Source organism: Pseudomonas sp. ADAK18 (assembly GCF_012935695.1).
GTDB lineage: Bacteria > Pseudomonadota > Gammaproteobacteria > Pseudomonadales > Pseudomonadaceae > Aquipseudomonas.
Genome location: NZ_CP052859.1, coordinates 3,767,076 through 3,780,682 on the forward strand (window position 1 = coordinate 3,767,076; position 13,607 = coordinate 3,780,682).

General features: G+C 57.0%; 8 protein-coding genes. All 8 read left to right on the plus strand.

Annotation, left to right across the window (positions count from 1 at the left end):
• The first annotated feature begins 1,500 nt into the window (after nt 1-1,500).
• The 8 genes from HKK55_RS16915 to HKK55_RS16950 all read left to right on the plus strand — a co-directional run bounded on the left by HKK55_RS16915 (nt 1,501) and on the right by HKK55_RS16950 (nt 13,606).
• Entirely contained in the window at nt 1,501-3,315 is a 1,815-nt protein-coding gene (locus tag HKK55_RS16915) for an ABC transporter ATP-binding protein (protein WP_169355729.1), read from the plus strand.
• 168 nt (nt 3,316-3,483) lie between these two features.
• Nucleotides 3,484-4,884: a TldD/PmbA family protein gene (locus HKK55_RS16920; protein WP_169355730.1), complete on the plus strand. Its 1,401-nt coding sequence runs from the start codon at nt 3,484-3,486 to the stop codon at nt 4,882-4,884.
• Nucleotides 4,884-6,218: a TldD/PmbA family protein gene (locus HKK55_RS16925; protein ID WP_169355731.1), complete on the plus strand. Its 1,335-nt coding sequence runs from the start codon at nt 4,884-4,886 to the stop codon at nt 6,216-6,218. The genes HKK55_RS16920 and HKK55_RS16925 overlap by 1 nt, the downstream gene beginning before the upstream one ends.
• Nucleotides 6,219-6,703: 485 nt before the next feature.
• Nucleotides 6,704-7,498 carry an energy transducer TonB gene (locus tag HKK55_RS16930; protein ID WP_169355732.1) on the plus strand — a complete coding sequence of 265 codons (795 nt, stop codon included), beginning with the start codon at nt 6,704-6,706 and terminating at the stop codon, nt 7,496-7,498.
• 62 nt (nt 7,499-7,560) lie between these two features.
• A complete protein-coding gene (locus HKK55_RS16935; RefSeq protein WP_178128852.1) occupies nt 7,561-8,265 on the plus strand; it encodes a MotA/TolQ/ExbB proton channel family protein in 705 nt (234 codons plus the stop codon).
• Entirely contained in the window at nt 8,265-8,666 is a 402-nt protein-coding gene (locus HKK55_RS16940) for a biopolymer transporter ExbD (RefSeq protein WP_169355733.1), read from the plus strand. Before HKK55_RS16935 ends, HKK55_RS16940 begins: the two co-directional genes overlap by 1 nt.
• A gap of 213 nt (nt 8,667-8,879) precedes the next feature.
• Nucleotides 8,880-11,597, plus strand: a complete 2,718-nt coding sequence (locus tag HKK55_RS16945; protein ID WP_169355734.1) for a TonB-dependent receptor — start codon at nt 8,880-8,882, stop codon at nt 11,595-11,597.
• A gap of 191 nt (nt 11,598-11,788) precedes the next feature.
• Nucleotides 11,789-13,606, plus strand: a complete 1,818-nt coding sequence (locus HKK55_RS16950) for an extracellular solute-binding protein (RefSeq protein WP_237151375.1) — start codon at nt 11,789-11,791, stop codon at nt 13,604-13,606.
• Nucleotide 13,607: the final 1 nt, after the last annotated feature.

Below are 13,607 nucleotides of genomic sequence, written 5' to 3' on the forward strand. Positions count from 1 at the left end.
CCGCAATAATTCGTTGCCTAAGAGTAAGCGTACAGCCAACACACCTTGCATAAGCTGGAGATGTCTACGATGCTGGGGGCAGTCCAGCCGATGGTAGACTGAAGTGTCAAAAATCATTCGGCCAGTTCGCATCTGCTTCATTAGGGCTCGACCGCTCAGCTCTTGGTAATGGTGTGCTCCATCGGATTAGAAAGTTTCTCTAAGCGTTTCCCCAAAAAAATCATAAGGTTAGTTTTTGATATAAGCTCGTATCGGATGATCTGCGACTTCCTTCAACTTTACTTTTCGTACGTCCTGCATGCCAACTCGGGCTACCGTTCCAAATTCGAAACAATGAGTTTCAATTTAAAGGCTTTTAATATATTTTGTACGCGCATAGCCTAATCAAATGATGCTGGCAAATTCACACAACGCCAGAATAGATTGATGTTGCACCAAAAAAGATGTTCTCGATAGAAAATCGTGAAGACATCGTATCTCGATGCTCAATCACACAAGGTGGAGATTGTGCACGGAGACTAGAAAGTTTTATTCCCAGTTACATAAAACAACAGTCCGTATTGATTATGCATTGCACTGTACCGGTGCCATTCGGGGTGGCGCTGTTGTCTAGGTAGGGCCTACCATGCTTAAGAGACTTTGGTATACCTATAAGCGTTGGCAGCCGACGAGACAACAACTCTGACTGCGCTTCAGCATAGTTGCTATTTTTAACTCAATGAGTTTGATCACCTCATAATGAACTGTCGTTTTGAGTTTAATAATGCGAAATATTGTCATTTGGTTAAATCAAAAACGCTAAAATACTGATCAGCTAACGTTATATTTTGGCTCACTATTACGTGAAGTTAGGAGCCAATATTTTTTTTGCCGAGACCCATACTCTCAATGACAGGCGCATGCTTTCTAGCGATGGAAACCACGACCATTTTTTCAAAACCATCGACCGAAGGCAGTCTTTCGTCCCGAGAAGAAATAGCGACAAGCAAGCCTAGTATGACTTAAGGGTGTCAGTATCGATTCACATTCTTCAAATATAAGGATCGATCAATCTCCGCCACATTTATTAACAGACCTGAACACAGATTGGCACGATTTTTTCTTGTAAGTCCTTGCTGGCAATTACCCGGCTGGAATTACAGCTTTGAAGGTGCGTAACCCGTACCAATTGCAGGCACGGACACTAACGTCGTCCATCTTTAGTGCGAAGACTGACCAAAAGTCATGTCAATGATCGGCTGTTTAAGGGAATAAGAACGATGTCTGATGTACGCATGCAGCAAAGCCCCCCCCAAGTTTCGCATCTTGCGCTTACCCCGTGTTTGTCCTCCTGCACCATAAGTCTCCCTCCCAGCATCGATACGTAGCCTGAGCTGCGTCGTCGCGTCCTGCGTTTGCAGCGGCGCTGGATAGACGCATGTGCCCTTTGAGTGCCCTCACTCGGTCGCGATTTTTCGCGTAGCCGATACGGATTGCTTTGCTTTGAAAAAAAGGCCATTCATGTCAGACGTTGATTCTATAACCGTTCCACCCAATCGGCCCTGGGCCTTTGTATGGCATTACATACGGCTTTACCCACGCTGGTATTGGGCAATTGCCGTGCTGCAGATCGGCGCCGCGCTGTTCGCCACGCTGATGCCTTACGCGATCGGCCGTATCACCGGTGCAGTCAGCGAGGGCGCCTGGGCGCATGCCGATCTTGTGCAAGCCAGCCTGCCAGCTCTCGGGTTGCTGTTCGGGTTGGCCGTGGCCCAGATGCTATGCGCACGTGGCGCGACGTTGTGCATGATCATGGTTCGGCCGCAGCAAAAAATTCGCATCATCCGTGAGCTGTTCGCCTACTTGCAGCGCCATTCGGCGCGTTATTTCGGTGAGCATTTTGCCGGCAGTCTGGCCCATCGCATCGGTGAGGGCAGCATAGGCTTGCTAGAAATCACCTGGGCGCTGGTGGTGGAGATGCTGCCGATCCTGGTGGTGCTGCTGACTAGCCTGGCGTTGCTCACAGTTGCGTCCCCCTGGTTGGGCCTGGGCCTGTTGGTATGGATCGTGGCCTACACGCTGCTGGCGTTTTTACTTTCGCGCAAGGCCCAGGTGCTGGCTGCCGAACATGCCCAAGCCCGCAGCGTCACCACCGGCAAGATCGTCGACGCGGTGAGCAACCTGACCAGCATCCGGCTGTTCGCCCGCCAGGACTTTGAGCTCGACTATCTGACTCGCTACCAGAACCAGGAAAAACAGGCAGCGCAACGTTCGTTCTTCTATCAGGAGAAGATCCGCCTGCTTCAGGACAGCCTGTCGATTGTGCTGCGCGTGGGCCTAGTCGCCCTGGCGCTGTTCTTGTGGCATGTGGGCCAGATAGATGTAGGACAGTTCGCGATGGTGGCCACGCTGGGGCTGATGATCGTCGCCCAGTGCAGCTTCCTGAGCATGCAGTTCATGCATTTTTTCGAGTACATCGGCAATATCGAAAACAGCCTCGACACTTTGCTGCCACCCCACGAAATGCCAGATCGGACCAGCGCCCTGCCCGCCAACATCCATAAAGGCTCGATTCAGTTTCATGATGTGGGTTTCGCCTACAGCGCTGACAAGCCGATTTTCCAACACTTCAACCTGAACATTCGCCCTGGCCAGCGGGTCGGCATCGTCGGGCTTTCCGGCTCGGGCAAGTCGACCCTGCTCAACCTGCTGTTGCGCTCGTACGACCCGCAAACCGGCAAGGTGGAAATCGACGGCACCGATATTAAGGACATGACCCAGCAATCGCTGCACAACCAGATCGGCCTGATCCCCCAGGAGCCTGGACTGTTCCACCGCTCCCTGCGAGAAAACATCGGCTATGGCGACGTAAAGGCCAGCGAAGCGCAAATTGTGGAAGCGGCCAGGCGCGCCCACGCTCATGAATTTATCCTGAATATGCAGGATGGTTATGATGCCTTGATCGGCGAGCGGGGGGTCAAGTTGTCCGGTGGCCAACGCCAACGCATTGCAATTGCCCGCGCTTTGCTCAAGAACGCGCCGATCCTGGTACTCGACGAAGCCACCGCCAGCCTCGACTCGGAAACCGAAAGCCTGATTCAAAACAGCCTCGACGACATCATGGCGGACAAGACCGTATTGGTTGTGGCGCATCGTTTGTCGACCATCGCGCATCTTGACCGCGTTGTGGTGCTGGACAAAGGGTTGATTGTCGAAGATGGCAGGCACCAGCAGTTACTTGAACTAAAAGGCCTCTATTACCGTTTGTGGCAACACCAGTCGGACGGTTCGTTAAGTGAAACCGACACGTTAAATCATGACTTACAGGTCACTTAATAGAAATACACTCCGTGGCACCTCGTAATTAATAGATGAGAGCTATCCGAACTCGATGAACATTACCCCTGTTCATTAACTTGTGAGACCACCCTTATCCCGGGTGATCTTGAACTGAAGAAGGACAGTACATTGATAAGTACCGCCCAATTGTCACTCCGGCGATTTATGCAGCAGTGTTGCTATTCTCCGGCATTTATTTCATTACGCCTCGTTGAACAACAGTCTCAATCGCTGGTTGTGACACGTAACATTATTGCGCCGCCCTCTATCAGTAATGAATGTGGGGTAATGATCTGTGTGCAAGTTGATGGCCAGCAAGGTTTCGCCGCCACCAGCGATATTACCCAATCCGGATTACGCTACGCCCTTGACCGTGCCAGCCAAACCGCCAGAGCATTACGCGGTCGCGGCCTGTTGAATTACAGCCGCGCACAAAACCCGCCCACCCAGGCCCATTACCTCTCCCCCGAACTGGACCTGCCATTTCCCGAGACCGCTGACTGGCTGGCGCTACTGATGGAAACCTCACAGCGGGTGCCCGCTGACCCGCGCCTGGTGCATTGGTCAAGCAGCCTGCAGGTGATGCATGAACAACAGCTGTACCTGGATAATCAGGGCAACGACATTCAGCGCAGCCAGCAACAACTGTTTCCGGCGCTCGCGGTGACCGCGTTTGATGGCCATGAAAGCCAGCACCGCACCTATCAGCTTGCCAGGCAAGGCGGCGCGAGCCTGATCACCGAATCCGGTTTTATCGACGAGGCCCGGCGTGTGGCGGATGAGGCCTTGCAACTGCTGCTGGCGCCCAACACCCCGGAAGGCACACGGGACGTGCTGTTGATGCCAGACCAAATGATCCTGCAAATCCACGAATCCATCGGTCACCCCCTTGAGCTGGATCGCATCCTCGGGGATGAGCGCAACTATGCTGGCACCAGCTTCATCACACCGGACATGTTTGGCCATTACCAGTATGGCTCCGAGCTGCTTAATGTCAGTTTCGACCCCAGCGTCAGCGGCGAACTGGCCAGCTACGGCCACGACGATGAAGGCTTGAAGGCCGAAAAACACTTTCTGATCGAACAAGGCATCCTGCAACGCCCCATGGGCGGTGCCTTGTCCCAGGCCCGCAGTGAAATGCCGGGCGTTGCCAATAGCCGTGCCTGCAACTGGAACCGCGCACCGATTGACCGCATGGCCAACTTGAACATCGAGCCGGGCGATCAGTCGATGCGGCAACTGATTGGCGGGATCGAGCACGGCATTTTAATGGCCACCAACCGCTCGTGGTCGATCGACGATGCGCGCAACAAGTTCCAGTTCGGCTGCGAATGGGGGCAGTTGATCGAAAACGGCGAGCTCGGAGGTGTAGTCAAGAACCCGAACTATCGCGGGATTTCATCGCAGTTTTGGCGCAATTTGCGCGCCGTAGGCGATGCCTCGACGTCCAGCGTGATGGGCACCCCCAACTGCGGCAAGGGTGAACCCAACCAGGCTGTCACCGTGGGCCATGCGTCCCCGGCATGTGTGTTCAGCCGTATTGATGTGTTCGGAGGTCAGATCTGATGAACGTTTGTCTATTCGCCAGCGAATTCAAGGCGCTGGAACAATGGCTTAAACGCCAGCTGCGCGCCGACGAACATTTCACCCTGAGATACGAGGCCGAAGACAGCCAGTTCGTGCGCTTCAATCACGGCAAGGTGCGCCAGGCCTACCCCGTCCTGCAAATGGAATTGACCGTTCGTTTAATCCGTAACCAACGCCACTCCAGCGCACGCATCAACCTCAGCGGCGCGTTTGAACACGATACCGTGCAACTGGGGGACACACTGCAACAGTTGCGTGGCCTGCTGGATGTGTTGCCCGCTGACCCATATTTAGTGCTTAACACCCTCGACTGGACATCCGAGCACCAGGTGCCGGGCCGCGTGCCTGAGATGCAAAACGTGATCGACTCCATCTGCGACTTGAGCCAAGGCCTGGACATGGTCGGCATCTATGCCGGCGGCAAGCTATATCGTGGATTCGCCAGCAGTTGGGGCGCCCATGGCTGGCATCAGTGCGCCAATACCGTATTTGACTGGAGCCTGTTCGACACCAGCGGTGAAGCGGTCAAGACCACTTATGGCTCGGCGCAATGGGACGTGGTGGAACTGAAGGAGTTGTTCCACAACGCCCGCGAGCAACTGGAACACCTAGGCAAACCACGCGTCAACCTCAAGCCGGGTCAATACCGCGCCTACCTGGCCCCCGCCGCATTGGATGAAGTACTGAGCATGCTCAGTTACAGCGGTTTTTCGGCCAAGGCATTTGCCACCCGCCAAAGCCCGCTGCAACTGTTGCAACTGGGCAAGCAACAGCTGTCCCCTCTGGTCAGCATACGCCAACAGGCATCCACAGGTTTCGAGCCCGGTTTCGGGCATAACGGCGTGCCGTCCCAGGACGTGGAACTGATTGGGGCAGGCAAACTCGTAGGACAATTGATCAATTCGCGCTCGGGCGCCGAATACGGTTTACAGACCAATGACGCCGGGGAAGCGGAAACCCCACATTCACTGGTCATGGACCCTGGCGAACTGGCCACCGAGGAGGTGTTGCGCGAACTGGGCACCGGCTTATACATCAGTAATCTGTGGTACTTGAACTACTCGGATGTGGGCGCAGGGCGCCTGACAGGCATGACCCGTTTCGCCACCTTTTGGGTCGAAAACGGGCGGATTGTCGGCCCCATTGAAACCATGCGTTTTGATGACTCGGTCTACGACATTCTCGGCACTCACCTGCTGGCGCTGACCCGCGAACAGGCGCTATGCATCGACTCCGATACCTACGAACGCCGGCACTTGGGCAGCCATACGATCCCGGGCGCTCTATTGGAGAGCCTGACGTTGACCTTATAACACGCACATTTAAGCGCCGCACTAATAACAGGCAATGTGAAGTTAGTTTGGTGCACGAAGTTATTAGTGCCGTTCAACACAACCGAATTGTCGGACAACATAGGTAATTATAAAACACGAACACCTCCTGTAACGCCGCGATTACAAGCAATGTAATTAATACAACAACTTTTTACTGCCGATTATGCGGCAAGTAATGGCAGGTCAATTATGAAGAAGCGTCTACCAGCGGTTGAATCGATTAGGTTGGCATAGAGGTTGCTGTGCATACAGTAACAAACTTTGTACATCGCCGACTTGAGGCGCCCCGATAACGATAAGGAGATCCAATGATTATTCCAAACCTGAGCGGCTAGTGCCGTTTCTCGAGTGAGCCATCACTTTTTAATGGTTCCACTGCAATAGCCGTTGAATACATAGCTCTCGTCGCTGCGTGCAGGCGCGAACGGAGCGTTATTGCCCTTTATTTAGTCGGGGGACTCTTAATGAGTGACGAGGTAAAACACATAGAGCGGCCCACCTCTCTACTCGGCGCTGAGCGTGTGCAGCAGTGGACCCGTATTCCACATGTGCCCAACGCTTCGCAGCCGGTCGGGCTGAGCAAACCGCAAATGCTGTTATTGATCGGCGTGGTTGCGCTGTTGCACGCCGGTGCCTGGTGGATTTTCCAGCAACCCAAGGCGACCCCAGTGGTGACGCCGCCCGAGATCCCGGAAATGACCGTCGAACTCACCAGCCCGGCACCGCCGGTAGAGGAGCCACCTCCACCGCCGCCCGAACCGACCTCCCCCCAGGAAGATGAAGATGCGGTGAAGGAGCCGCCACCCAAGCCTGTGGAGAAACCCAAGCCCATTGAAAAACCCAAGCCTGCAGTCAAGCCCAAGCCGGTGCAAAAGCCGCAACCGCCCAAGCCCGCGCCACCGGCTCCCCTTGTGCCTGCAGCCCCTGTCACACCGACACCTGCGGCGCCTGCAGCAGCGCCTGGACCGGTCAAGGAAACGGCAGCGGTCTCCGGGCTGGCCAGCCTGGGCAACCCACCACCGGAATACCCGTCGCTGGCCTTGCGCCGCAACTGGGAAGGCTCAGTGGGCCTGCGGATTAAAGTGCTGCCCAACGGCCGCGCCGGCTCCGTGGAAGTCATCAAGTCCAGTGGCAAACAAGTCCTGGATGACGCCGCTGTGGAAGCGGTACGCAACTGGAAGTTCGTCCCGGCCAAACGCGGGGACACCCCTATTGAAGGGTTTGCCACACAAACCATCGGTTTCAAGTTGCCGGAATAAACCCAGCGGGTGCCGACCTTGATCTTTAACCACGTTATTTAATTGCAGTGCGAGGTATAGCCATGAACGAGTCTCTGTCTTCCATGATTGTCCCAGGGGTACTTTGGGCCTTGGTGCTGTTTTCGGTGGTAAGTTGGGCTTTGTTGCTCATCAAGTCGTCGCAATACCTGCGTCAGAAATCCCAGAACAACCAGTTCACCAAGGCCTTCTGGGACGCCCCAGACCTATTGACCGCCGCCGAACACGCCAGCCAATACCCCGGTTCTCTCGCACGCATCGCTAACAGTGGTTTTGAAGCGATGATTGTCGATGATACGCCGCGCACCACCCAGCAACTGGCCCATACCATCAACCGTTCGGACCGCCTGGAACGTAACCTGCGCCAGCAGATCCAGAAAGAACGACGCGTCCTGGAGAGCGGCCAGGCCATACTCGCCAGTATCGGCAGCACCGCGCCGTTTATCGGCCTGTTCGGTACGGTCTGGGGGATCATGGAAGCCCTGCAAACCATCGGCGCCACCGGCTCGGCCAGCCTGGAAACCGTCGCAGGCCCCATCGGCCATGCCCTGATCGCCACCGGTGTAGGCATCGCCGTCGCCGTACCGGCAGTTCTGATCTACAACTTCTTCCTGCGGCGCTTGAAGCTGGCCAGCGCCAACATGGACGACTTCGCTCATGACTTCGACGCCCTCGCCCAACGCAGCGCCTTCGCCATCGACCGCCAGGCTATCTCCAGCAAACGCTCACCAGTACGGGAGGCAAGCTGATGTCTTTCTCAACCCAAGACAGCGACGAAGTGCTTAGCGAAATGAACGTCACCCCTCTGGTGGACGTGATGCTGGTACTGCTAGTGGTCTTCATCGTGACCACGCCGATGATGACCAACGCCATCAAGATCAACCTGCCCAAGACCGATGCGGTCGCCACCGAGAAAAAGAAAGATCCGGTGGTGGTCAGCGTCGACCAGGACGGCAAGTTTTTCCTGGCCAAGAACGAAGTGGCCCCCGATCAGCTGGAAAAAAGCCTGCAGGACGTCAAGGCCCAGGACCCGGAAGTGCGGGTTCAGCTACAGGCCGACGCCGGGGTCAATTACGGCCAGGTCGCCAAGGCGATGGCCTCCATTGAGCGCTCCGGCATCACCAAGATCTCGGTGATGACCGCGAGGTAGCGCTCAACTCAACGCCCCCTGCGGGAGCGCATACAGCCGCGCCCGCAGGACCTCCGTAACCGAGCTGTACCAAGCCATACCAAGGCTGTTTGGCCCCGGCAGGGGAACGGCTTACTTGAAGAAAGTGTTTTGCCACGGGTCGACACAGCCCAAACGGAGTCATGAAGGTCCACAAGACCATTCCAATAAACGTCTAAAAAGTCGGAAATAACCATGCAAATGAAAAGTTCAGGTCTCACCCTCAAACCGCTCGTTGCCAGTGTTCGGCGGCACCGCTTTGTACCGTTGTACCTGATGGCCATGGGGATGGGCGCAGGTCAATTGCAGGCAGCCGAAGCCACGGTTTCGGAAGACTCGGCCACCGTGAGTAGCGACGCAGCAGCAACCGCTCCAGTGTCCACCACCACGCAATTGGATCGCGTGGAAGTGACCGGCTCGGCGATTCGCCGGGTCGACGCCGAAACCTCCGTGCCGATCACAATTCTGCGCACCGATCAGTTGCGTAATGAGGGAGTGACCACCACCGCTGAAATCATGCAGCGGGTCACAGGCAACCAGTCGTTGCGCAACTCGGCCAGCTCCGTCGGCGCCGCCACCGGTGGCTCCAGTTTTGCCGACATGCGCGGCATCGGCGCGAACAAAACCCTGGTACTGCTCAACGGCCGCCGCTTGGGTAACAACGCTATCGACGGCTCGGCGGTTGACCTGAACACCATCCCTTTCGCTGCCATTGACCGAGTTGAAGTGTTGCGCGACGGAGCATCGGCTTTGTACGGCACTGATGCGATCGGCGGGGTGATCAACTTCATCACCAAAAAATCAATGACCGACGGCACCCTGTCCCTGGGTGGAGAAGGCGCTGATGCCAGCGGCGGCGGCGACAGCAAGGACTTGAGCGCCAGTTGGGGCTTTGGCGACCTGGAGCAGGACCGCTTCAACCTGATGGCGGTGATGGGCTACAACAAGCAGAACGCCCTCCATGGCAAGGACCGTACCTTCTCCACCAACTACGCCCCGGGCCGTGGCCTGGACCAGACCTCGGGCACATCATACCCGGCCAACTACAGCCAGGGCGGCGTCACCACCAACCCGCTGTCGGCCGGCAACTGCAACGGACCGAACCTGGTGTCGCGCCAGGGCGTATGCCGCTTCGATACGCGCAACTACATCGACTTGCTGCCCGAAACCGAAAAAACCTCATTCTTCGGCAAGGCCACTGGCAAGATCACCGATGAGGACAACGTCAACCTAGAGTACTTCTGGGCCCGCAACAACAACGCGACAGCCGTGGCTCCCGCGCCCTTGACCGGCCTAACTATGGGCTCAACGTCGCCGTACTTTCCTGGCAATGGCATCACCCCTGGGTCAACCAGCGCCTCGTTCGACTCGACCCAACCCATCGACCTCAACTGGCGAGAAACGGCAGCCGGAGGCCGTCAAGCCAAAGACCAGAACACCAGCCAGCGTCTGGTGCTGAGCTTTGACGGTGTAGCCAAGGGCTGGGATTACAACGTTGGCGCCTCGTACAACCAGAACAAGGTGATTTCCAGCGTCACCGGCGGTTATGTCAGCGACGCAGCCATGATCAATGGCATCGCCGACGGCATCATCAACCCGTTTGGTCCCCAGAGCGCTGCAGGCCAGGCGCTGATTGACGCCAACCAGTACCATGGCCAGTACTCCTCTTCAGTGGGCCGAGTCACCGGGCTTGATGGCCGGATGAGCCGCGAAGTCGGAGACTGGTTTGGTGCTGGGCCTTCGGGCCTTGCGATTGGTGGCGAGTTTCGTCAGGAGAAATTCCATCAAAGCTACGAAGCCTTCGCTGGGGACATTTCCAGCTTGGGCGTAGACCCAAACGGCAGCGTCGAGGGTGATCGTACCGTCAAGGCCGTGTACACCGAACTGAACGTACCGGTACTCGATAGCCTGGAGTTGTCGGCCGCCGTGCGTCACGACAAATACAGCGACTTCGGCAGCACCACCAACCCGAAATACTCTTTCCGCTACCAGCCTGTCAAAGAGCTGGTGGTGCGTGGCGCGTACAGCGAAGGCTTCCGCGCCCCATCGCTGTACGAGCTGTACAACCCGCAATACACCACCTTCACCCAGGGTTACTACAACGACCCGAACCTCTGTACCGGCGGGACGGTGCAGGCTGGCGGTAACGCCGGTCGCGATTGCGGTCAACAGTTTCATAACCGTACTGGGGGCAACACTGCGCTGTCACCTGAAAAAGCGCGCAACGTGACTGTTGGCTTCGTCTATCAACCCGTCCGTAATCTCTCGATGGGTCTGGATTTCTGGTGGATTCATATCGCCAACCAGATCGCTGAGTTCCCGGAATCCACCGTCTTTGACGACCCTAGTGCTTACGCAGACCGCTTCATCCGCAATGCCGATGGCTCACTCAACTACGTACAAACCGGCCTCGCTAACCTGGGTGCGGTCAAAACCAGCGGTGTCGACGTGTCACTGGACTACAAGTTCCCGAACACCCCCTATGGTCAATTCGGCCTGGGTCTGCAAGGCACTTACGTGTCGCGATATGACTACCAGACGACCATTGGCGGTAGCTACACCGACAACGTGGGCGCGTTTGAAGGCGACGGCATGATCGCGCGGTGGAAACACGTGTTGAGCGGTACCTGGAACCTGGGCGCCTACCGTGCCTCGCTGGTCAACCGCTTCACCAGCGGCTACGACGACGCTGATCCTGAAACCCATTCCCGTGTTGCGTCTTACACCCTATGGGACCTGTCAGGTGGGTACACCTTCGACAAAACCGTGGACCTAGATATGGGGATTAAAAACATGTTTGACCGCAACCCTCCGTTCTCGAACCAAGCCTACAACTTCCAGAACGGCTATGACCCACGTTACAGCGACCCGATGGGCCGTACATTCTTTGCCCGTGCGACTTACCACTTCTGAGTGATCACCGGCGGGGGTCCGCTCCTGCCGGTGCAATTGCAAGATCGCGCCCCCCACGGCCTTTTGACACGCCAGGCGATGGGGACTTTTCCAAGCACTCGATGGTTCAACGCGCGGTACAAGGAAATCTCATTATGTCTTCGTTATTACTGCCCCTGCTTCGTTCATTGCTGGTGCCTGTGCTGTCGTGCATGTGCCTGGCCGTGAACGCCGCGCCCAGCCAGGCCATGACGGTCTACGGCGAGGCGCCCAAATACCCGGCCAATTTCCAGCACTTCGATTACACCAACCCGAACGCCCCCAAAGGCGGCTCCCTGAGCCGGTCGGCGATGGAAATCGGTCAATTCAATTACATCGTGCCGTACATTGACCAAGGCACCGGTGTGGTCCAGGTCGATCAATGGGTGTACTCACCCCTGGCGTTTCGCGCTCTGGACGAGCCCTACACGGTCTATGGCCTGATCGCGCAGAAGATGGAGCGCGACCCCGACGGCCTGTGGGTGAGGTTCTACCTGAACCCCAAGGCGCGCTTTGCCGACAACACGCCGATCACCGCCCTGGACGTGGCCTTCACCTACAGCACACTGATGACCAAAGGCAGCCTGAGCTTTCGCATGCTCTATGGCGAGGTCAAGGCGGCGGTGGTGGAAAACCCGCTGCAGATCCGCTTCGACTTCAAGAACAATCAGAACCGCACATTGGCCCTGGACCTGGCCAGTATGCGCATTCTCCCCGAGCACTGGTGGAAGACCCGTGACTTCACCACAGGCGGCGGCTTCGAACCGCCCCTGGGCAGCGGCCCATATTCGGTCAGCCAGGTCGACCCAGGGCGCAGCATCAGTTTCGAGCGCAACAAGAACTGGTGGGCCAAAGACTTGCCCGCGAGCAAGGGCCTGTACAACTTCGACCGCTTGACCGTGAATTTCTACAGCGACTCCGACGTGGCCCGTCAGTTGATCAAGGCTGGCGCGTTTGACTACAACCGCGAATTTTCGGCCACAGGTTTCAGCATCGGCTATGACGGCCCGGCCCTCAGTGACGGGCGTCTACAACGCGGCGTATTCGCCAAGGACAAACCCGGCACAGCCCAGGGCTTTGCCTTCAACTTGCTCAACCCGTTTTTCCAGGACCGCCGGGTGCGCCAGGCGCTGAGCATGCTGTGGGATTTTGAGTGGACCAACAAACAGATGATGCGCAATTTCTATGTGCGTCAGCAGAGCTACTTTCCGAAAAGCGAAATGGCCGCCAATGCACTGCCCGATGCCCGCGAGCTGGAGATTCTTGAACCCTTGCGCGGCAAGGTCCCGGACGAGGTGTTCACCCAGGTGTACGAGGCGCCCAAGACCGACGGCAGCGGCTATATCCGCGACAAGCAATTGCAAGCGCTGGCGTTGCTCAAGGCCGCCGGCTGGCACCCCAAAGGCAACAAGCTGGTCAACGACCAAGGCCAGCAAATGAGCTTTACCTTCCTCGATGGGCAAGGCGGCTTTGACCGCATGATCCTGCCGTTCAAACGCACCCTAGCGCAGATCGGCATCAACATGAACATTCGCAAGATCGACTCGGCGCAATACATCAACCGGGTCAACGCCCGCGACTACGACATGATCGTGGTGCAGTTCCCCCGTGGCGGCCAACCCATCGTGTCGCCAGGTCGCGAGATGTACGACATGTACGGTTCACGCAGTGCCACCCAGGTCGGTTCCTCCAACTCCTTTGTACTGCGCGATCCGGCCGTCGACAGCCTGATCGACGGACTGGTGCAGGCCAACAGCCGCGACGAGATGGTGCACTACGCCCGCGCCCTCGACCGGGTGCTGCAATGGGGCTACTACATGATCCCCAACTACTACTCGGTGGGCACCCCTACGGTGTACCTGAACCGTTTCGGCCGCCCGACCCTGGAGCCCAAGTTTGACGAAGGCCTGGACAGCTGGTGGGAAGTCAGTAAGACCGCGCTGACCACTGACGCGCTCAACAAAGCCGACACACCGCCAGAGGGTCATTGAG